Source organism: Dactylosporangium salmoneum (assembly GCF_039532525.1).
In the GTDB taxonomy this organism is placed as follows: Bacteria; Actinomycetota; Actinomycetes; order Mycobacteriales; family Micromonosporaceae; genus Dactylosporangium; species Dactylosporangium salmoneum.
Map to the genome: position 1 here is coordinate 1 of NZ_BAAARV010000071.1, position 18,295 is coordinate 18,295.

The following is an 18,295-nucleotide window of genomic DNA, read 5'->3' on the forward strand; positions in this document are numbered from 1 at the left end:
CCGGCGAGGGTGACCGCGCCGCTCGGGCCGGCCGGGACGCCGAGCCGCCGGACTTCGCCGCCGCCGGGCAGGCCGGGGTCTTCGGCGACGGCCACGGCCGCGTCGCAGCCGGCGCGCAGGACTGGCCAGGCGGAGCCGGAGACGGTGCCGCAGTTGAGGCCGGCCATCACGGTTCGCGCCGTCGGCACCTGGACCGGGTGGCCCGCGGCCAGGCTGGCCAGCACGCAGGCGGCGGTGCCGGGCTCGACGGTGAGCACGCTCGGGCGGGCGGCACCCGGGCGCCGGTAGTGCCGCACGACCGCCTCGGCCAGCGAGCCGACCCCGGCCGGGACGGCGACGAGGTCCGGCGGGGCAGGCAGCTGGACGTCGACCTCGTCGAGGAGGGTGCGGTAGCCCTCGACGATCCAGCCGGGCACCTCCTCGTAGCCGTCCCAGGCGGTGTCCTGGACCAGCGCCCGGTCGGGCCGCTCGGCGGCGAACGCGGCTGCCCGCCGTACCGCCGCGTCGTAATCGCCCTGCACCCGCTCCACCGTCGCGCCCTCGGCGGCGATCCGCCCGGCGGTCGCGGGGAGCATCACGGCGGGCACGAAGACGGTGGCGGGGACGCCGAAGTGGGCGGCCATCCGGGCGACCGCGCGGCCGTGGTTGCCGTCGGTCGCGGTGACCAGCATGGCGCCGGGCCGGCGGGCGAGGACCCGGTGGCAGGCCCAGGAGGCGCCGAGCACCTTGAACGCGGGCAGCCCGAGCCGGGCCGACTCGTCCTTGACGAGCACCCGGCCGACGCCCAGCTCGGCCGCCAGCTCCGGGAGGGTGACGAGCGGGGTGGGCGCGTAGCCGGGCAGCGACCGGTGGAACGCGGCGGCGTCCGCCGGCGTGTCCGGGCCGGTCCACCGCCGGGCGGCCGGCGCGCTGTACCACGAGGTCATGCCGACCATCGTCCCGGCGCGGATTGTCCAGGTCCAGCCCTCGAATCGACTGGCGGCACCGGCCCGCGTGGTGGACGATCCCCGGGTGAAGGACAACTTGAAGCTGTACTTGCAGGAGGGGCGCGACGCGCTGCTCTGGAAGCTCGACGGGCTCGGCGAGTACGACATCCGCCGCCCGCTCACCCCGACCGCGACGAACCTGCTCGGGCTGGTCAAACATACCGCCGCCGTCGAGTCGGAGTATCTCGGTGCCGTGTTCGGGCGGCCGTTCCCGGAGCCGATTCCGTACATCTCCGACGACGCCGAGCCCAACGCCGACATGTGGGCCGCCGCCGAGGAGACCCGTGAGCACCACGTCGAGCTGTACAAGCGGATCTGGGCGCACTCCGACGCCACCATTGACGCACTCGACCTCGACGCACCCGGTGTGGTGCCGTGGTGGCGGCCGGAGACCCGCAACGTGACGCTGCACCGGATCCTGATCCACGTGATCGCCGAGACGCATCGGCATGCCGGGCAGGCGGACATCGTACGAGAGTCAATTGACGGTTTCGCGGGCCTGTACGACGGCAATGCCAACCTGCCCGAGACCGATCCAAAATGGTGGGCCGCCTACCGGGAGCGGGTCGAGCAGGCCGCGCTCGCGCACAAGGACCTTACGAACTCTTGACCTGTCCGGAACGACGCGCCAGGTTTGCCGCGACCGCACCTCTGGATCGGCTGAAGGTACGTCATCTGGCTGCGGCGGGCGCGCCGAGCTGCGGGACGCTGACCCCGGCGGCCGCGGCGACGACGACGGCGGCGAGGTGCACCACGGCGACCGGCGGCAGCATGCGGCGCTGCCCGACCCGATCGGCGAGCCGTTCGAGCAGCGGCCCGCCGACGGCCTCGCCGGCCCGCACGGAGCGAAGGCGCCTGCCGTGCACTCCGTCGTCAGGCGTCGTGCGACCGCCTGGCCCATTCATGGTGAAGAACGCCGAATTCGGCACTGGCGTGCTCGAAGGCCTCCTCGATGGAGTCGTGGTAGGTGTCGGTCATCTCCTCGCCGCTCTGGTCGCAGTAGAACAGGTAGGCCCGTGGCTCATCGCCGGGATACTGCACAACCTGCAGGGATTTTGGGTGCGGTACCTCTGCCCTTGTCCCACCCGGGGTGCCGAAGTAGTGACGCGTGACGCCGGTCGGCTGATGGTGCGGCTGGAGCCACACCTGCGCCAATACGATCGGATCAACCACCTGGTGATGGTAGTCGAAGGCCCGGATTGCAGCGCGGCTCCGCACTGTGCTGCCGCGGTCCGCGCTCTACGCAGCGTGCATGAGAAGCAGCTGTTCGGCACGCGGACCTGTCGATGTGCGCGCACGCGATCGTGTGGTCGGGCATCCGGTGCAGGCGGTCCTGTTAGCAGCAGGCCGCTAGCCATTTCGGCTGAGCGTCAGCTCGCCACCTTCTCGCAGTCGAGGAAGAGGCTCTTGTGCTCTGAGCTCATTTGGACCGGGCTCGTGACGTCGGTGAGGCCACCTGACGGCAGTCGGCCCCGCGCCGCGAGGGCCAGCGGCATCGAAACCAGACCGACCGTCAATGCCAGTACTGACGCGGCCACCATGGATGACCATGCCGGGGTGACGGGCCTGCCGGGGCCGGCGTCGTCGAGCATCCTCGCGCGCTGGGCGTCAATGCCACCAACACTGTCCTCCCGCCGTTTAGCCTCACCCCGTCAGGCACGTCCGGGCCGGGTGCTTGATCACTTGCGGTAATCATGACTTTCGTCCGCACTGGGGTGATGTGCGATCCAGCATCGCAATTTGCGCGACGACGCGTTATTGAATGCGCGCACATGCCGCGATGAGAGGCTCGCTACGGGACGTCGCGGCTGGTTGGTCGTCCCGCTTCCCCGGCGGCCGAATTGTGCGCGTTTGCGGCCGGACGGGTGCGGCCAGCAGCGCCGCCTGGCGCGTAACCGTGATCACCGCGGAGGCGGGGAAGAGGTGGCACGCGCCCGTTGGCGGACTTCTGATCAGCTATCTTGCCTGAGTGGATATCCAGGTCTTGGAAGGTGCGCTCGTTGAGGTGCCTACGACCGACGTCACGGGCATGGACCGGCGTGCGTTCGGGGAGTTCGTTGGGCCGCGTGGTGAGCTGGCCTCGTACGCGTTCGGTTGGACCACCGGTTCGGACCCGCACGTCGCCCGGCTGTCGATCGGGATCGGCGCCGGCAATTCCGGCGGTGGTACGTTCCATGCCATCATCTTCGTAAATGAGGACGGCCATGCGTTCTCGCTTACCGACGAGCCGTTCGAGCGGGTACCGCAGGGCGGCCCGGACCTGACCGCGGACCAGGCACGCGCCCATGAGGATCTGCCGTTCGTCTGGTGGGTCACCGACCACGTCATGCAGCACGATCGACGGGCCTGGTGGATGCGGCACTGGCTCCTCGGGACCACCTGCATCCAGACCCTCGAGGTCTTCGAGCACTACGAGCCCGTTCTGCTCGTCAGCCACGAAGCCGACGACGGCATATGGCAGCTAATCGGCGCCTCCGACGCGAACAGCAGCACCGGCAAGATCGGGCATCTGCACCACGCCGTCGACGAAGACCAAAGCCTGATCGACGTGCTTGACATGCCACCCGGGCGCAGTGCGGTACGAGCGGCCCTCGGCAAGCCCTGGACCGGCCGCCTCTAATTGGCGCCTGCACGGCCCGCAGTTGCCCCACGCTACTCGAACCCCCCGAACCAGACGCGGCTTTCGTTACCGGCCGGCGAGGCCGCGCGACCTTCGGCGATCCTGCGGCGACGCACCATGAACGGCACGAGCACCGACCCCGCGGCCAACGCAATGAGCGCGGCCGCCCACCACGGCAGTACCGGAATGATCAGCAACCCAAGGAAGATGAACGGCACGATGAACAAGGAGTCGGCCACCACATGCTTCGCCGACCACCGGCGGACCCACGACATCGACACGGCACCTATGCCGAACATCAGGCCGACAAAAATGAAGACCACCAGACCCCACACCGGACCCCGCACGTACGCCATCCCGGCAGCCACGAACGCTGCCTGTATCGCCACGCCAGCGAGGCGAAGCACCGTTCCGGCACGACCAGAAGACCGGAAAAGCCCAACCCGACGATCCATGCCCGTGAGCATGCTGGTAAGGCCGTCAAAGTCGCAACCGGCAATGCGGCAGGATCAGCATTCCCTGACGAGGCGCACCGACAGCAAGACGTACGGAAACAATCGGTGCAGCTTCAGCGGCCCCACCGCTCCTCGCTGACCTAGTGCGTGCTCATGCCGCCGTTCGTGTGCCGGTTGGTGGAGCCGCGTTACGAGGTTTTGTAGGTGTGCGGCATTGCGGGCTGACAGGGCGTTGGGCTGCGGTACCCGCCGCATGTTCGGCTGGCCGGGTGGGAGTGCGGGGGCAACAACTTGGAACACCCGCTCGGCTGCGGCCCAGTCGTACTCCATGATGCTCGGTGTGGCCCGGCACCAGAAGCCGCCGGCGTCCAGATGCTCGACTTCGACGAACGCGCCGCTGGAGCGCAGCGCGTCGAGGCCGCCGAGGTGCTGGCCGATCTCCTCGGGCAGGATCGTGAGCCAGGAGTAGCCCCGCAGCGTTTGCCGGGCGTGAGCAAGGGTCCGCTTCGGGTTCGCGGCGATCGCGAGCTCGAACACGCTCTCCTGCCGATGGTTGCCCCAGGCGATCTCGCCGTGCATCGGGTTGGCAAGGTTCGCGACGCTGCGCACGAAGGCGAGCAGCGGTGCCATACCGTCCGTGGCCGCAAAGGGTGTCCTGAGGGTGAGCAGGCGCACCAGCAGCCAGGTGCCGGCGTCGCTGTCGATCCGGTCCACGTCAAGCAGCAACGTAGAACCGTCCGTGTCCCCGTCGGCGTCGTTCGCGGTGAAGGAGACATGGGCGCCGATCGGCACGTCGACCAAGGATTCGACCAGGGCATCGAACAACGCCGGCGAATAGGCGGTGAACAGATAGTCGTCTACACCGCGCTGCGGGATGGCGAGCATGATGCTCACCGCGTGCGGCACTCGACGCGCCAACCTCGTCTCCACATGCAGCTCCGCCGGCGCCAGTCGGGTTGCCGGGTCGTACAACGCCCGACCCAGCTGGGCAAAGCCCTCCCGGAACCACTGCTGCACCGCCGTCACCGCCCGGCCGCGATCCTCACCGACAGCCAGACAAAACTGCACCTGCAAGACGGGCAACCGCACCTGGCCCCGCCCATCACCGTCACCCATGACCAAGCTCCCACGACAACTGACGGACAAGCGCCAGCGTGGCGCTGCTCAGGCCGGCAGCCATGATCGCATGCTCCCTCATGCCGCGACCCGGTCGTCATACAGTCAAACCGGTCGTTCGCAGTTCTTGCCGCGACGGTGACCGCTTCTGGATGTCGTACCAGTGGAGTCAAACTGGCAGCCGCCGCAGCGACGAGGACACCCAGCCCGCGGTGATCAGAGGATCTGTGGCCCCGACGCCGTCTGCCAGTCCATACACCCGTTCCGTCACTGCCAAGGGCCGGCGCCGATGATGTCGATCGCCCGTTGCCGGATACGGCCGTCCGGGTGTATCCCGGCCAGCACCCAGCTCACCGGGCCCGCAGTCCCGGCCTCCAACCGACCGACGACGGTGTCCATCACCGCCGCATGCCAGGCGAACCACTGCCGCACGTGCCGATCCAAATGGTTCCATCCCGCCTGCTGCCAATGGAAATCAAGCAGCTGGCAGAGCAGCCGCACCGACCCCGACGGCTCCAACTCGACCATGCCATCGACAGGATGCACCCGCACATGCTCAGACATACGTTCGTCACGACCATGCTCGACGCTGGCGTCAGCCTCCGCGACGTGCAGATCGGCGCGCGCCACGCCGACCCCGCAGGACGATGCGCTACGACCGGGCCCGCAACAACCTCGACCGCCACCCCAACTACATCCTCGCTGCCCACATGGCCTCCGGAACCTGACGCCGCGGCTCGCGACCATGCCGAGATTCGCGCGTTCAGACACGCGCGATTCTCGATGCGGACTATGACTCACGGTGCCAGTGCTGGGTGACCACGGCGGCACGTGCTCTGCGGTTCGACCGAAATCGCCGCCAGTCGTGACCTACCCGTCACGAGTTCAGTGGTGTCCAGATCGATGAGCAGAACCTGAGGGTATCCACATGACCGCGACTGTCACGAAGTACGACAGCACAGGCTCAGAGTTCGCTCACGAACCCTGATGCGACAGTTTGTCCAGGTCACGCTTGCAGAACCGGTGGTGAGCCCATTCCTCGTCGAGTACAGTGCCGAGGCACTGCCGCACTGTCCGCCCCTTGGCGTACGGGGGCCATCTGTCGTCGTCCGGGACCGGCGCGGTCTTCACGAGCTGATCAGGCGTGACCTCGGCCAGCCAGGTCTCGATCTCTGAAGCCTGCCGGACTCGTACGGCGAGCACCTCGTCGAGGCTCGGTTGGGCGGACGGGTCGAGATCGTCCTCCTGGTCCATGACGACCGGTGGACCCAGTCCCATGGCCGTGAACGGCTCGGTGAGCCCGAGCACGCAGCGTCGGAACCAAGAGTCGTGCACGAAGACAAGGTGGCGCAGGGTTTCGACCATCGACCACTCGCCGTCGACGCCGTGATGTTCGCTGTTCTCGGGCATGGACCGAGCTTGCTCGGTAGTCGTCGCCCAATCGTCCCGCAGTTGCCGCCAGGCCTCTCGCAGGTCGTCAGGCTGATCTGAGCGGATCAGCAGCCGAACCGGGTGACGACGGTCGAGCTCTGCCTCAACGTACGACATCACCTCGACCCCGTTGACCACAAGATTGGTGACCAGGCCGTCGATCTCGGCGTCCTGCATGACCACGCCGACCATCCGCGCTCTACTCAGGTCGGATTCGCGGAATTCTGCACCGGTGAGGTCCTCATCGTGGAAGCGTCGCATGCAGACAGGCTAGGTCCCACCGCACACGCCACGCCCGGATCTCCCGCGATCAGCTCGCTATGGAACGTCATGGCGAGTTTGTCGCCCGGCTCGCGGAAGCCGATGTGCGTGCACGTGATCAACGCCGACAGACTGTCCGCGGCCGCCTAGGGTTCCCGGATGGTCAGCGATACGCCGGGGCTCGGGTGGGGTACCTGCCGGCCCCGCTGGCCAGCTGGTAGCTCGCCCTCTGAGCCGAACGGAAATCTGCCTGTGACGTTCCGCGTGGGTCGCGGGTGATGTCGGTATGAGGATGAGCGGGGCTGACCGTGACGGGTTCGCCGAGTTCTACGCCGTGCAGTTCCGGCAGATCGCCGCGCAGCTCAGCGTATACCTCGGCGACCTCGACGAGGCGCGCGACGTGACCCAGGAAGCTTTTGTGCGGGCCTGGCAGCGCTGGGACCGCATCGCGGGCTACGAGGAGCCGGCCGTCTGGGTCCGCAGGGTGGCCTGGAACCTCGGCACCTCGCGCCTGCGTCGCTGGCGCGTCGCCCGGCGGCACCAGGCCCTCGAGCTCGTCGCACCGGTGCCCGGCCCCGAGCCGCACGCCGTGGCGATCCGCGCCGCGCTCGCTGGCCTGCCCGACGGTCAGCGACGGGCCGTCGTCCTGCACTACCTGGTCGGGCTGCCCGTCGCCGAGGTCGCCGACGTGTGCCGCGTCCGTGCGGGGACCGTGCGGACGTGGCTGTACCGCGCCCGGCTCACCCTTGCCGTCAGCCTTCGCGACTTCCGAGAGGTGCACACCGATGCTGGACTCTGACACCGACCAGGTGCTGCGCGCCGCGCTGCGCGCCGAATACGACCTGGCCCACGAGGCCCTGCGCCCCGGCGGCGTCGCGGCAGTCCGCGCCGCCGCCGTCCGTGAACACCGGCGGCGGGCGGTCGGCGCCGCCGGTCTCGTCGCGCTGCTCCTGCTCGGCGGCGTCGCGGGTTGGTGGATCGCCGGCTCGGCGCCGCCGGCGCAGACCGCCGCGCCCCAGTCCTGCGACGGCCCGGGTACCGACGTCAGCGTCTTCCTCAAGCAGGGGACCACCGATGAGCAGCGGGCCGAGGTACACACAGTGCTGGAGAGCTCGGCCGAGGTGTACTGCCTGCGGTTCGAGGACCAGGTAACTGCCTGGCGAAACTTCCGGCGCCAGTTCAGCGACGCGCCGGACCTGGTCAGCGCCACGAAGCCGGAGAACCTTCCCGAGTCGTTCCGCTTCCGCGTCGCCGACCGCGCCGGCGCCGACGCGGTCGAGCGGCTCGTCGCCCCGCTCGGCGGCGTGTCCGATGTGGTCTGCAGCTGCGAACTACTACCGAGCTGACATCGGCCGGCGAGACGGCCCTGGTGTGCGCGCACGCCCGAGCGTACGGACGGGTCTCCGACGTCGGCGCGCGCATCGAGTATCGTTCGGGCAGGACGCCCCAGAGCCGCAGGGTTGCGGTGGGCCCGTTCACCGGACGTGGCCGGCATTCTGGGCCGGGTGCGGAGCCTGCCGGTCACCGGCCCGCGGATCGCAGGCGTCCGGCGCGGGTCTTCGCCAGGTTGCGGACCCGCTTCGTGCGGCCGGCCTCGCCCAGCACCGCCAGAACCGCGGCTGAGTCGGCCTCCTCGACCAGTTTGCGCTGGAGCCAGTTGGACGCGGCCGCCAACGCCTCGCGATCCACCGGCTCGCCGGACTGCAGCGCCTTGAACAGGGCCCATTCCTGCACGCGCCGCGCGATGAACCCATCGGCGCCCACCGCGTCCACCACCGGCTCCGCCCACGCGGCGAACGACGCCGCCGAGCTCAGCCCCTCGGCCCGAGTATCCACAAGAGACATCAACACCGACTCCGCCATGAGCCGGTCCGGCTCGGTGAGCAGAGCTGCGAGCAGCGCCGAGTCGTCACCAGGCCCGCTCTCCCGCACGGCGGCGCTGAGCTGGCGGAACCGGGCATGCCCGTCGGCCGGATCGTCGTTGGAGGTCACCCCGTTAGGGTACCGGCGCGAAACGCTGCACCCAGCCTCCACTTCCCGGGCTGCGTGCAACGCGGTGGCCGCGCCGCGGCGGCGCGGTCCGGCACCCGGCGTGCGAATCCAGACCTGACCCGCTCGCGGGTCACGCGCCGTGCAGCCAAGCCCCTCCGCCGCCGCGTTTCCACAGGACGTCGGCATGCCCCCGAGCACGAACACCATGACCGGATGCGCGGACATGCCGCGATCCGCGCTCAGGCAGCATGGTTCTTCCGTGGCGGTACGGTACACGGCGCGCACAGCACACCGCTGCTCGTCGATCGCGCCGACGTCCGGGTCACCGACGACGGGGTGAGCCTCATCCTGGGCGCGGCGGGTGTGCATGTCTTGTACCTGCGACCGCGTCACGCCGCTGCGGCGGAAGAAATGATCAATAGCGCCGGCCTGGTCGCCGCGGGCGCGCGGCGAGAGCACCGGCGACCGGCACCGTGTACCGCTCGCCCCACCAGACCCACATCAGCCACACGGCGATGAACCACCCGAAGCCGAGCAGTCCGAAGTACGCCACGAAGAGACCCCTCGGCAGCGCACGACGTTCGCCATTTGCGCACACCGACAAATCAGGCACATGAGCGCCCGCCCTCCGCGAGTTTGTTTGAACCGCCCGCGCCCGGTTATCGGGTGCGCGGCGCCGGTGCGGCCCGTCCGTCGCCGAGGGGAGGTACAGTGCGGACCGAGGCCAAGGTGTTCGGCGTCATCGCGCTGTTCATGCTGACCGCCACCGGCGTCTACATGTACTGGACCGGCCTCGGCAAGCCGCACCCGGAGTGGGCGGGCACGCTCACGCTCGGCCTGGGCGGCGTGTTCAGCGTCCTCATCGGCGGCTACTGCGCGCTGGTCGCCCGGCGCATCCCCCCGCGGCCGGAGGACCGGCCCGACGCGGAGATCGCCGACGGCGCCGGCCCGATCGGCTTCTTCGCTCCGCCCGGGTTCTGGCCGCTGGGCATCGCGCTGTCCGTGTCGGCCGGCGCGATCGGGATCGCGACGAGCCAGTGGTGGCTGCTCCTCGTGGGCGCCGTGGCGGCGATCGCGGCCATCGCCGGGCTGGTGATGGAGTTCTACGCCGGCTCCCCGGAGTCGCGGTGATCCGCCGGCGGCGGGACCGGGCCGCGCGGGCCGGCCGGGCGCTCGACGAGCGCTTCCAGGCCGCCACGCCGCTGCGGGCCGCGATCAACAAGGTCTTCCCGGACCACTGGTCGTTCATGCTCGGCGAGCTGGCGCTGTACTCGTTCGTGATGCTGGTGCTGACCGGCACCGTGCTCTCGTTGTTCTTCGAACCGTCGATGGCCGAGGTGCGCTACGACGGCTCCTACGTCCCGCAGCGCGGGATGCCGATGTCGGCCGCCTACGCGTCGGCGCTGCAGATCAGTTTCGACGTGCGCGGCGGGCTGTTCCTGCGCCAGATGCACCACTGGGCGGCGGACTTCTTCATGGCCGCGATCGTCGTGCACATGGGCCGGATCTTCCTGACCGGCGCGTTCCGCAAGCCGCGCGAGGCGAACTGGGTGATCGGCATCCTGATGTTCTGGCTCGGCTTCGTCGAGGGCTTCGCCGGCTACTCGCTGCCCGACGACGGCCTGTCCGGCACCGGCCTGCGCATCGCCGCCTCCATCATCGAGTCGCTCCCGTTGATCGGCACCTGGGCGTCCATGCTCCTGTTCGGCGGCGAGTTCCCCGGCGACGTGATCATCGGGCGCTTGTACATCGTCCACGTCCTGCTCGTGCCGGGCGCGCTCGTGGCGCTGATCAGCGTGCACCTGGCGCTGATCGTGAAGCAGAAGCACACCCAGTGGCCGCGGCCCGGGCGCACCAACGGCAACGTGGTCGGGCAGCGGATGGTGCCCGGCTTCGCGGGAGGCTCGACCGGCCTGTCGGTGCTCGTGTTCGCGATGATCGCCGCCCTCGGCGGGCTGGTGCAGATCAACCCGATCTGGCTGTTCGGCCCCTACGAGGCCGCGGTGGTCTCCGCCGGGAGCCAGCCCGACTGGTACGTCATGTTCCTCGACGGCGCCCTGCGCCTCATGCCGGCGTGGGAGATCCGCGGCTTCGGCTACACCCTGTCCCCGGTTTTCTGGCCCGGCGTCGTGCTGCCCGGCGTGATGACGATGCTGGCGCTCGCCTACCCGTTCGGCTACGCCCGGCGCCACCGCGGCCAGGGCTGGCAGAACCTGGTGCAGCGGCCCCGGGACGCGCCGAACCGCAGCGCGGTGGGGGCGATGGCCCTCACCTTCTACGTGGTGCTCACCGTGTCCGGGGCCAACGACATCATCGCCGACAAGTTCGACATCAGCCTCAACGCGATGATCTGGGGCGGCCGCATCGGGCTGGTGCTGCTGCCGCCGCTGGCCTTCTACGTGACCCGCCGCGCGTGCCTGGGCTTCCAGCAGCAGGATCGCCGGCGGCTGGCCCACGGGCTGGAGACCGGCCTCGTCATCCGCATGCCGGACGGGGAGTACCGCGAGATCGAGCAGCCCCTCGCGCCCGCCGAGCGGCTGCCGCTGCCCTACGCCGGCTGGGCGGTGCCGAAGCGCATGCAGCGCGTCGGGGCGTCCCGGCCGATGGTGGAGGGGCCGGCCCGCCCCGAGCTGGAGGGGCCGGCTCGCCCCGAGCTGGAGGGGGCGGACCGCCCCGAGTTGCAGGAGACCGCCGATGAGTGACCACGCCGTGGTGCCGGTCGACCCGGTGCACACCCCGCGGCTGCCCGGGCCGCTGCGCCGCACCACGCTCGGCTCGCGGGTGGTGGCGCTGATGTCGACGACCGACGCCAAGCAGATCGGCGTGCTGTACCTCGCGACGTCGTTCGGGTTCTTCATCCTCGGCGGGATTCTGGCCATGCTCATGCGGGCCGAGCTGATGCGGCCCGGGCTGCAGTTCCTCTCGCCCGAGCAGTACAACCAGCTGTTCACCATGCACGGCACGATCATGCTGCTGCTGTTCGCCACCCCGCTGGTCTTCGGCTTCGGCAACTTCCTCGTGCCGCTGCAGATCGGCGCGGCCGACGTCTCCTTCCCGCGGCTCAACGCCCTGGCCTACTGGCTGTACCTCACCGGCGGACTCGTCACGATCGGCGGCTTCGCCACCCCCGGCGGCGCGGCCGACTTCGGCTGGTTCGCCTACGCCCCGCTCAACAGCCAGATCAACTCGCCCGGCCTCGGCGCCGACCTGTGGACCATGGGGCTCGCCGTCTCCGGCGCCGGCACGGTGATCGGCGCCGTCAACATGGTCACCACCGTGGTCACGCTGCGGGCCCCCGGCATGACGATGTTCCGGATGCCGATCCTGACCTGGAACATCTTCGTCACCGCGCTGATGGTGCTCATGGCGTTCCCGGTGCTCACCGCGGCGCTGCTGGTGCTGGAGGCGGACCGCAAGCTCGGCGCGCACGTCTTCGACGCCGACGTCGGCGGCGCGCTGCTGTGGCAGCACCTGTTCTGGTTCTTCGGCCATCCCGAGGTGTACATCGTCGCGATACCGTTCTTCGGCATCATCACCGAGATCCTGCCGGTCTTCTCCCGCCGGCCGGTCTTCGGCTACAAGGGACTGGTCGCCGCGACCATCGCCATCGCCGTGCTGTCCATGGGCGTGTGGGCGCACCACATGTTCGTCACCGGCAACGTGCTGCTGCCGTTCTTCTCCTTCCTGTCGTACCTCATCGCCGTGCCCACCGGCATCAAGTTCTTCAACTGGATCGGCAGCATGTGGCACGGCCAGCTGACGTTCCAGACCCCGATGCTGTGGTCCCTGGGCTTCCTGGTGACGTTCCTCTTCGGCGGCCTCTCCGGCGTGCTGCTCGCCTCGCCGCCGATGGACTTCCACGTGTCCGACACGTACTTCGTCGTCGCCCACATGCACTACGTGCTCTTCGGCACCATCGTGTTCGCCGCGTTCGGCGGCCTGTACTTCTGGTTCCCCAAGATCACCGGCCGGATGCTGCGCGAGGGCCTCGGCAAGCTGCACTTCTGGCTCACGTTCGTGGGCTTCCACACCACGTTCCTGGTGCAGCACTGGCTCGGCACCCGCGGCATGCCCCGCCGCTACGCCGACTACCTGGCCAGCGACGGCTTCACGGTGTACAACACCATCTCGAGCATCGGCGCGTTCATCCTCGGCGTCTCGATGCTGCCCCTGCTGTACAACCTCTGGTCCTCCTACCGGTTCGGCCGCCGCGTCGAGGGCAACGACCCCTGGGGCTACACGAACTCACTGGAGTGGGCCACCAGCTGCCCGCCGCCGCGGCACAACTTCACCCGCCTGCCCCGGATCCGCTCCACCCGCCCGGCCTTCGACGAGCGGTACGGCGAAGACCTGTGACGGCGGCGTTCAGGGTCGTTTCAGGCGCCCGGCGCGCCGGCCGGCACCCGGCGGGCCGAGGGGAGCTGAGGCCGCAGCGAGCTGCCGCCCCCGGCCCAGGAGTCCAGCAGGTGCTCGGCAAAGCGGGCGTCCAGCGCGAGCGCGCAGGCGGCGCCCCACAGTACGGCCGCGCTCTGCCCGGGCTCCGCGGCGCAGAACGCGCCGCACAGGTCGGGCGCGGCGCCGGCCTCGGCGTGCTTGTCGTAGAAGCGGGTGGCGTCCCGGCCGCCGCCGAGGCGGCGCAGGCCGTCGCCGTAGCGGCGGTTGGGCAGCGGCGAGGTCATCCCGTGGGCGGCGAGGTGGCCGAGCAGGGCGCCGCGCAGCCGCCGGTGCAGGCCGAACAGCGACATGAGGTTGCCGGCGGCCAGGGTGACGGCGGGCACGCGGCCGAGGTAGGCGCCGTGGGCGGTGTCCAGGCCGAGCTCGCGCATCGTCGTGCGGAACAACCCGGCGTGCACCCGCCCGGGGCGGCCGCCGCCGTACCCGCCGGCCTGGATCTCCACCGGGGCCGCCCCGCGCTGGTGGTAGATCGAGCGGTGCATGACGAACTCGCGGAACTGCTCGATCGTGGCGCGGCGGGCGAGGTACGCCGACAGCGACGGCCCGTCGTCGGCCTCGACCAGCGCCTCGAGCGCCCGCGGCACCTCCCGCGCGGGCACCGGCGCCGGCACGGGCACCAGCCGGCGCAGGGCGGCCCCGAAGCGCTCCTGCGCGGCGAGGCGCAGCGCGACCAGCCCCGGGTCCCGCGCCCAGCGCCCGTCCACGCCGTCGAGGCCGCGGTAGTGCAGCTCGAAGCAGACGTGCAGGGCCAGCTGGAGGTCCTCGTCGGCGAGCGGGTCGCCGCTCGCCGGCAGCCGCGCCGGGAGTGCGGAGGCCGCGCCGGCCAGCGCGTCCAGGACGGTGCCGGAGAGCGGGCCGCGAGGTTCGGGAAGCCGCATGCGGGCCCGTCTTCCCGTGACGGAACTCGTTAAGCGCGATTTTGCAGGGGAAATGGCGGATCATGGCGACCTCGGTCAAGGTACGCGCCGGGTAGCGGTGGTGCGGCCCCGGTGGGGTCGGGCCGTGCTGAGCGTGGCGACCTGGAACGTGCTGCACCGCATCCACGCGGAGAACCACGGCGAGGAGGTGGCGGCCGGTAGGGCCGGCCCAGGACCGCTGACGCGCCACTGTGGAGACGTGCCGCCCCCGCCCTGCGGCGCGTCGCCGCGCGCCTACCGGCGGGTGCAGTGGATCGAGCGGGCGGTCGAGCCGGAGCAGGCCGCCGGCCTGGTCCACGAAGGCCCGCACCCGCGCCGCCCGCTCATCCGGCGAGGCCACCGCGGTGTCGGGACACGGCCGTGATGATCGTCGAGTCGTTCTCAAGATCGTGAAACTCGGCACTCGGCACGTCCTGCGATTGACGGTTCGCGCTGCGTACCCGTAGCGTCGGCCCCAACTGACGACGTCCGGAAGCCGGTGAGAGTCCGGCACGGTCGCGCCGCTGTGAGGCCGCTCCTGGCCGAGTCAGACCCGTCGCCGTCAGTTCGCCACTACGAGAGGGACGCTCGATCCCTGAAGGAGGCTCCCCGTGAGCGTGTCGTCTTCATCGTCCGGCACCGTCGCGACGCCGGTCGTCATTCCCCTGTCCCGGTCGCTGGTCTGGCTGGTGGGCACCGCCGCGCTCGCCGCCCTGCTCTACTACTTCATCGGCGTCGACCAGGGCGCGGTGTCGATCTTCGGCAGCGACACCCACGTGCACGAGTTCGTGCACGACGGGCGCCACTTCCTCGGCTTCCCCTGCCACTAGCGGGGGCTGACGATGGAGAAGCGGATCATCGCCCGCGGCATCCTCGCCGGGGCACTCGCGGGCCTGGCCGCGTTCGTGTTCGCGCGGATCTTCGCCGAGCCGCGCATCCAGGACGCGATCGACTACGAGTCGGGCCGCGACGAGGCCCAGCATGCCCTGGACAAGGCGGCCGGCGTGGCCGTCGCCGGCGAGCACGAGCACGAGCTGTTCAGCCGGACGATCCAGGGCAACGTCGGCATCGGCGTCGGCATGATCGCCTTCGGCCTGGCGATGGGCGCCCTGTTCGCGGTCGCCTACGCCGTGTGCCTGGGCCGGGTCGGCAACCTCCGGCCGCGCAGCCTGGCCGCGCTGCTGGCCGGGGCCGGGTTCCTGACGCTGTACCTGGTGCCGTTCCTCAAGTACCCGGCCAACCCGCCCGCGATCGGCCACGAGGAGACGATCGGGCAGCGCAGCGCGTTCTACCTCATCATGGTGCTCGCCTCGGTGCTGTTCCTGATCCTCGCGGTCGTCCTCGGCCAGCGCCTGAAGCCCCGCTTCGGCACCTGGAACGCGACCCTGCTCGCCGCGGGCGCGTTCGTCGTGGTCACCGGCGTGCTCATGGCCCTGCTGCCGGCCTTCGGCGAGCTGTCGTCGAACGTCGCCGAGTACGGCCTCCACGCCACCGAGACGCCGCTGCCCCTGCGCGACCCGAAGGGCAACATCGTCTTCCCGGGCTTCGACGCCGACCTGCTGTTCGAGTTCCGGCTGTACACCGTCGGCGCCCAGCTGCTGCTGTGGACCGTCATCGGCCTGGTCTTCGCCCCGCTGGCCGAGCGGCTGCTGGGCAACCGGCCGGTGCGCACCGAGCCGGCGAAGGCCCCCGCGGCCGCCTGAACGACGAAACCGGGCGCCGTCACGCCTGCCGCGTGACGGCGCCCGGCCCGTTCTCCCGCTCGGCGGGTCCTGCCGTCAGTGGAGGGCCTGGGCCAGCATCAGGCCGAGGGCGGCCGCGCCCAGGCCGGCGACGAGTGAGGCGACGACGTTCATGACGGCGTAGAAGCGATGCCCGTCCTCGGCCAGGCGCAGCGTCTCGTAGCTGAACGTGGAGTACGTGGTGAGCGCGCCGCAGAAGCCGGTGCCCAGCAGGGCGCTCACCGCATGGCCGGCGGGCAGCCCCGCGAGCAGGCCGAGCACCAGCGAGCCTGCCACGTTGACGGTGAGCGTGCCCCACGGGAACACCGAGTCGTGCTTGGACTGCACGGTCCGGTCGGTGAGGTACCGCAGCGGCGCCCCGACCGCCGCCCCGAGCGCGATGAGCAGCAGCGTCACCGGCGCACCACCGCCCGGGTCAGCGCCGTGCCGGCCCACACGGCCAGCAGCGCGCCGACGAGGGTGATCGCCAGGTACCCCAGCGCCACCCACGGCGCCCCGGCGGACGCGGCGCCGTGGATGTCGACGGCGTAGGTGGAGAAGGTGGTGTACCCCCCGAGCACCCCGACCCCGAGAAACGGCCGCAGCAGCGGGCGGTTGGTGACCATCTCGGTGACGATCACCATGAGCACCCCGATGAGCAGGCACCCCGACACGTTGACCGCGAACGTCGCCCACGGGAACCCGCCCGGCGGATGCGGCCACGCCTGCTGGAGCCCGTAGCGGGCCAGGGCCCCGCACACCCCGCCGGCCGAGATCGCCGCGAGGACGGGCAGTGGACTGGGCCGCAGCTCGGCCCGGTCGGCCGGCACGTGCAGATCGACGTCGGCGTCCACCGGGGCCGCGTTGTGCTCCGCCACGCCTGTGCTCCTCCCCACCAGGGCATGCATCAGCCCACTGGCAGGGACCGTTGGCGTTCGTCGCGGTTCACCCCGGAGCGTGGTCCGGGATCGGCGGGCCCCACCGCCGCAGCACACTATACCTGCGGCGGCCGCAGGCCCCGGCGACGCGCTCGGCCGGCCGCGGTGGGCTCAGGCGACGGTGTCGTGCTGGTGGTAGTGGTGCGCGACGGGTTCGCGGCGGCGCCAGTTGTCGGGAATGGTCTCGGCGAGCACGTCGTCGATGGTGATCACGCCGATGAGGTGGCCTTCGTCGTCGACGACCGGCAGGGTGCTCAGGTTGAAGTCGGCCATCAGGGTGGCGATCTCGATCTGGTCGGCGTGCGCGCTGACGGTGACCGGGTCCGGCTCGGCTACGGCGCGAAGGATCGCCGCCGGGTCGGCGCGCAGGAGGGTGACCAGACCGATCGTGCCCGTCAGGCACCCGGCGGGGTTCACCGTGTACAGGTTGGCGAGGGCCTCGGGCTGGGTGGTGGTGGCGTCGCGGACGGCCTGCACCGCCTGCCGCACGGTGGCGTCCTCGGGCAGGGCCAGGATGTCCACGCCCATGAGGCCACCGGCGGTGGCGGCGTGGTAGCGCAGCAGGTAGGTGACCGTGGCCCTGCGATCGTCGGGCAGGAGCGCCAGGACCCGCCGGCGGCGCTCCTGCGGCAGCCCGGCGACCGCGTCGGTCGCGTCGTCGGCGCGCATGTGGGCGATCACCGCGGCGACCTCGGCGTCGCTGCGGCCCGAGAGCAGGTGGCTCTGCTGGTCCTCGTCGAGCTCCTCGAAGATGTCGGCCTCGAGCTCGGGGTCCGCGTGCACCTGGGTGAGGATCTCGCGTTGCTCCGGTGCGGAGGCTTCCTCGAGGAGGTCGGCCAGTTCGGCCGCCCTGAGGCGGCGCAGCCGGACCAGGGGATGGCGGGAGCGCAGGGACGCCTGGTGGCCGATGAGCGGCTCGAAGTCGAGCCAGTCGCGCAACGGATGGGGCGGGTGGTGGCCGGGGCGGTGCAGCCAGTGCAGGCGGTGGACGTCGACGCCGGAGAGCATCCATGCGCCGGACGGGCCGGCGGTCAGTTCGATGTCGTGGGCGTGGACCAGCCGGGCGGTGGTGGTGTCCAGCAGGCGGTGCCCCAGCACGTCGGCGCGCAGGAGCACCTCTCCCTCGCGGCGCTGGAAGGCGCGCAGGTCGACGCGGGCGCTGACGAGCTCGACGCCCTCGGGCCGCCAGGCGCGCACCACGGCGGCGGGAATGAAGACCCGCCGCCGGCCGAGCTCGGCGACCAGGCCGGTGACCGGCGGGTAGCCGCCTTCGGCGGGCAGCCGGACGATGACGTCGACCAGGCTTCCCAGCCGCTGGCCGCGGGCGTCGATCGCGGCGGTCCTCAGCAGCCGCGACAGCGCCAGTCTTCGGGGCGGGGCGGGATCGGAAGTGCAGGACATGACGGGGGACCCCTTTTGGCGGT

At 70.8% G+C, this 18,295-nt stretch carries 25 protein-coding genes; 11 read left to right on the forward strand and 14 right to left on the reverse strand.

Annotated elements, in window-relative coordinates; genetic code table 11:
* Positions 1-926: pyridoxal-phosphate dependent enzyme (locus ABD352_RS36395; RefSeq protein ID WP_344617090.1), on the reverse strand; the 926-nt coding region annotated here is incomplete at its 3' end.
* Between the two features lie 85 nt (positions 927-1,011).
* On the opposite strand from ABD352_RS36395, the gene ABD352_RS36400 reads away from it, so the two are divergent.
* Positions 1,012-1,596, forward strand: a complete 585-nt coding sequence (locus ABD352_RS36400; RefSeq protein WP_344617091.1) for a DinB family protein — start codon at positions 1,012-1,014, stop codon at positions 1,594-1,596.
* A 61-nt stretch (positions 1,597-1,657) separates the two neighbouring features.
* Here ABD352_RS36400 and ABD352_RS36405 read toward each other — a convergent pair whose 3' ends face one another.
* The 3 genes from ABD352_RS36405 to ABD352_RS36415 all read right to left on the reverse strand — a co-directional run bounded on the left by ABD352_RS36405 (position 1,658) and on the right by ABD352_RS36415 (position 2,578).
* Positions 1,658-1,828 carry a hypothetical protein gene (locus ABD352_RS36405; RefSeq protein ID WP_344617092.1) on the reverse strand — a complete coding sequence of 57 codons (171 nt, stop codon included), beginning with the start codon at positions 1,826-1,828 and terminating at the stop codon, positions 1,658-1,660.
* Positions 1,829-1,859: 31 nt separating this feature from the next.
* Entirely contained in the window at positions 1,860-2,159 is a 300-nt protein-coding gene (locus ABD352_RS36410; protein WP_344617093.1) for a hypothetical protein, read from the reverse strand.
* 197 nt (positions 2,160-2,356) lie between these two features.
* The gene (locus tag ABD352_RS36415) at positions 2,357-2,578 is read right to left on the reverse strand and encodes a hypothetical protein (RefSeq protein WP_344617094.1); all 222 of its coding nucleotides are present in this window, start codon (positions 2,576-2,578) and stop codon (positions 2,357-2,359) included.
* A 377-nt stretch (positions 2,579-2,955) separates the two neighbouring features.
* Between ABD352_RS36415 and ABD352_RS36420 the strand changes: the two genes are divergently transcribed.
* Positions 2,956-3,606, forward strand: a complete 651-nt coding sequence (locus ABD352_RS36420; RefSeq protein WP_344617095.1) for a hypothetical protein — start codon at positions 2,956-2,958, stop codon at positions 3,604-3,606.
* Between the two features lie 32 nt (positions 3,607-3,638).
* On the opposite strand, the gene ABD352_RS36425 is transcribed toward ABD352_RS36420, so the two are convergent.
* The 3 genes from ABD352_RS36425 to ABD352_RS36435 all read right to left on the reverse strand — a co-directional run bounded on the left by ABD352_RS36425 (position 3,639) and on the right by ABD352_RS36435 (position 5,807).
* A complete protein-coding gene (locus tag ABD352_RS36425; RefSeq protein WP_344617096.1) occupies positions 3,639-4,061 on the reverse strand; it encodes a hypothetical protein in 423 nt (140 codons plus the stop codon).
* Positions 4,062-4,115: 54 nt separating this feature from the next.
* Positions 4,116-5,177, reverse strand: a complete 1,062-nt coding sequence (locus ABD352_RS36430; protein WP_344617097.1) for a hypothetical protein — start codon at positions 5,175-5,177, stop codon at positions 4,116-4,118.
* A gap of 267 nt (positions 5,178-5,444) precedes the next feature.
* Positions 5,445-5,807 (reverse strand): hypothetical protein, encoded by a 363-nt coding sequence (locus ABD352_RS36435; RefSeq protein WP_344617098.1) that lies wholly within the window; start codon positions 5,805-5,807, stop codon positions 5,445-5,447.
* On the opposite strand from ABD352_RS36435, the gene ABD352_RS57820 reads away from it, so the two are divergent.
* Positions 5,730-5,996, forward strand: a complete 267-nt coding sequence (locus tag ABD352_RS57820) for a hypothetical protein (protein ID WP_425553806.1) — start codon at positions 5,730-5,732, stop codon at positions 5,994-5,996. The genes ABD352_RS36435 and ABD352_RS57820 overlap by 78 nt on opposite strands.
* A 156-nt stretch (positions 5,997-6,152) precedes the next feature.
* Here the strand turns inward: ABD352_RS57820 and ABD352_RS36440 are convergent, their stop codons facing one another.
* On the reverse strand, positions 6,153-6,869 hold the full coding sequence (locus ABD352_RS36440; RefSeq protein ID WP_344617099.1) for a DinB family protein: 717 nt from the start codon (positions 6,867-6,869) through the stop codon (positions 6,153-6,155).
* Positions 6,870-7,161: 292 nt separating this feature from the next.
* Here ABD352_RS36440 and ABD352_RS36445 point away from each other — a divergent pair, with 292 nt between their 5' ends.
* On the forward strand, positions 7,162-7,668 hold the full coding sequence (locus ABD352_RS36445; RefSeq protein ID WP_344617100.1) for an RNA polymerase sigma factor: 507 nt from the start codon (positions 7,162-7,164) through the stop codon (positions 7,666-7,668).
* Positions 7,655-8,215 carry a permease-like cell division protein FtsX gene (locus ABD352_RS36450; RefSeq protein WP_344617101.1) on the forward strand — a complete coding sequence of 187 codons (561 nt, stop codon included), beginning with the start codon at positions 7,655-7,657 and terminating at the stop codon, positions 8,213-8,215. The genes ABD352_RS36445 and ABD352_RS36450 overlap by 14 nt, the downstream gene beginning before the upstream one ends.
* A 175-nt stretch (positions 8,216-8,390) precedes the next feature.
* Here ABD352_RS36450 and ABD352_RS36455 read toward each other — a convergent pair whose 3' ends face one another.
* Complete coding sequence (locus ABD352_RS36455; protein WP_344617102.1) at positions 8,391-9,230, reverse strand: hypothetical protein; 840 nt, start codon at positions 9,228-9,230, stop codon at positions 8,391-8,393.
* 46 nt (positions 9,231-9,276) lie between these two features.
* The gene (locus ABD352_RS36460) at positions 9,277-9,414 is read right to left on the reverse strand and encodes a hypothetical protein (RefSeq protein ID WP_344617103.1); all 138 of its coding nucleotides are present in this window, start codon (positions 9,412-9,414) and stop codon (positions 9,277-9,279) included.
* Positions 9,415-9,572: 158 nt separating this feature from the next.
* Here ABD352_RS36460 and ctaF point away from each other — a divergent pair, with 158 nt between their 5' ends.
* From ctaF to ctaD, 3 genes are read left to right on the forward strand one after another with little or no spacing between them, the layout of a single operon-like run.
* Entirely contained in the window at positions 9,573-9,992 is a 420-nt protein-coding gene (ctaF, locus tag ABD352_RS36465; protein WP_344617104.1) for an aa3-type cytochrome oxidase subunit IV, read from the forward strand.
* Positions 9,989-11,563 carry a cytochrome bc1 complex cytochrome b subunit gene (gene qcrB / locus ABD352_RS36470; RefSeq protein ID WP_344617105.1) on the forward strand — a complete coding sequence of 525 codons (1,575 nt, stop codon included), beginning with the start codon at positions 9,989-9,991 and terminating at the stop codon, positions 11,561-11,563. The genes ctaF and qcrB overlap by 4 nt, the downstream gene beginning before the upstream one ends.
* Positions 11,556-13,217: an aa3-type cytochrome oxidase subunit I gene (ctaD, locus tag ABD352_RS36475; RefSeq protein WP_344617106.1), complete on the forward strand. Its 1,662-nt coding sequence runs from the start codon at positions 11,556-11,558 to the stop codon at positions 13,215-13,217. The genes qcrB and ctaD overlap by 8 nt, the downstream gene beginning before the upstream one ends.
* A 20-nt stretch (positions 13,218-13,237) precedes the next feature.
* Here the strand turns inward: ctaD and ABD352_RS36480 are convergent, their stop codons facing one another.
* The gene (locus ABD352_RS36480) at positions 13,238-14,194 is read right to left on the reverse strand and encodes an iron-containing redox enzyme family protein (protein ID WP_344617107.1); all 957 of its coding nucleotides are present in this window, start codon (positions 14,192-14,194) and stop codon (positions 13,238-13,240) included.
* Positions 14,195-14,318: 124 nt separating this feature from the next.
* On the opposite strand from ABD352_RS36480, the gene ABD352_RS36485 reads away from it, so the two are divergent.
* The 3 genes from ABD352_RS36485 (at position 14,319) to ABD352_RS36495 (ending at position 15,915) form a co-directional block, all read left to right on the forward strand.
* A complete protein-coding gene (locus ABD352_RS36485) occupies positions 14,319-14,597 on the forward strand; it encodes a hypothetical protein (RefSeq protein ID WP_344617108.1) in 279 nt (92 codons plus the stop codon).
* Between the two features lie 226 nt (positions 14,598-14,823).
* Entirely contained in the window at positions 14,824-15,042 is a 219-nt protein-coding gene (locus tag ABD352_RS36490) for a CbtB domain-containing protein (RefSeq protein WP_344617109.1), read from the forward strand.
* A gap of 12 nt (positions 15,043-15,054) precedes the next feature.
* On the forward strand, positions 15,055-15,915 hold the full coding sequence (locus tag ABD352_RS36495; protein ID WP_344617110.1) for a CbtA family protein: 861 nt from the start codon (positions 15,055-15,057) through the stop codon (positions 15,913-15,915).
* Positions 15,916-15,990: 75 nt separating this feature from the next.
* Here ABD352_RS36495 and crcB read toward each other — a convergent pair whose 3' ends face one another.
* From crcB to ABD352_RS36510, 3 genes are all read right to left on the reverse strand, one after another.
* On the reverse strand, positions 15,991-16,350 hold the full coding sequence (gene crcB, locus ABD352_RS36500; protein WP_344617111.1) for a fluoride efflux transporter CrcB: 360 nt from the start codon (positions 16,348-16,350) through the stop codon (positions 15,991-15,993).
* Positions 16,347-16,841 (reverse strand): fluoride efflux transporter FluC, encoded by a 495-nt coding sequence (locus ABD352_RS36505; protein ID WP_425553802.1) that lies wholly within the window; start codon positions 16,839-16,841, stop codon positions 16,347-16,349. Before ABD352_RS36505 ends, crcB begins: the two co-directional genes overlap by 4 nt.
* Before the next feature lie 141 nt (positions 16,842-16,982).
* Positions 16,983-18,272: a magnesium transporter MgtE N-terminal domain-containing protein gene (locus ABD352_RS36510; RefSeq protein ID WP_344617113.1), complete on the reverse strand. Its 1,290-nt coding sequence runs from the start codon at positions 18,270-18,272 to the stop codon at positions 16,983-16,985.
* Positions 18,273-18,295: the final 23 nt, after the last annotated feature.

Coding starts and splice junctions, on each gene's coding strand:
- ABD352_RS36480 (WP_344617107.1), bottom strand. CDS start 14,194: ATGCGGCTTCCCGAACCTCGCGGCCCGCTCTCCGGCACCGTCCTGGAC.
- ABD352_RS36505 (WP_425553802.1), bottom strand. CDS start 16,841: ATGCATGCCCTGGTGGGGAGGAGCACAGGCGTGGCGGAGCACAACGCG.
- ABD352_RS36455 (WP_344617102.1), bottom strand. CDS start 9,230: ATGCACACCCGCCGCGCCCAGGATGAGGCTCACCCCGTCGTCGGTGAC.
- ABD352_RS36430 (WP_344617097.1), bottom strand. CDS start 5,177: ATGGGTGACGGTGATGGGCGGGGCCAGGTGCGGTTGCCCGTCTTGCAG.
- ABD352_RS36450 (WP_344617101.1), top strand. CDS start 7,655: ATGCTGGACTCTGACACCGACCAGGTGCTGCGCGCCGCGCTGCGCGCC.
- ABD352_RS36495 (WP_344617110.1), top strand. CDS start 15,055: ATGGAGAAGCGGATCATCGCCCGCGGCATCCTCGCCGGGGCACTCGCG.
- ABD352_RS36425 (WP_344617096.1), bottom strand. CDS start 4,061: ATGGATCGTCGGGTTGGGCTTTTCCGGTCTTCTGGTCGTGCCGGAACG.
- ABD352_RS36510 (WP_344617113.1), bottom strand. CDS start 18,272: ATGTCCTGCACTTCCGATCCCGCCCCGCCCCGAAGACTGGCGCTGTCG.
- ABD352_RS57820 (WP_425553806.1), top strand. CDS start 5,730: ATGCTCAGACATACGTTCGTCACGACCATGCTCGACGCTGGCGTCAGC.
- ABD352_RS36415 (WP_344617094.1), bottom strand. CDS start 2,578: ATGCTCGACGACGCCGGCCCCGGCAGGCCCGTCACCCCGGCATGGTCA.
- ctaD (WP_344617106.1), top strand. CDS start 11,556: ATGAGTGACCACGCCGTGGTGCCGGTCGACCCGGTGCACACCCCGCGG.
- ABD352_RS36440 (WP_344617099.1), bottom strand. CDS start 6,869: ATGCGACGCTTCCACGATGAGGACCTCACCGGTGCAGAATTCCGCGAA.
- ABD352_RS36445 (WP_344617100.1), top strand. CDS start 7,162: ATGAGCGGGGCTGACCGTGACGGGTTCGCCGAGTTCTACGCCGTGCAG.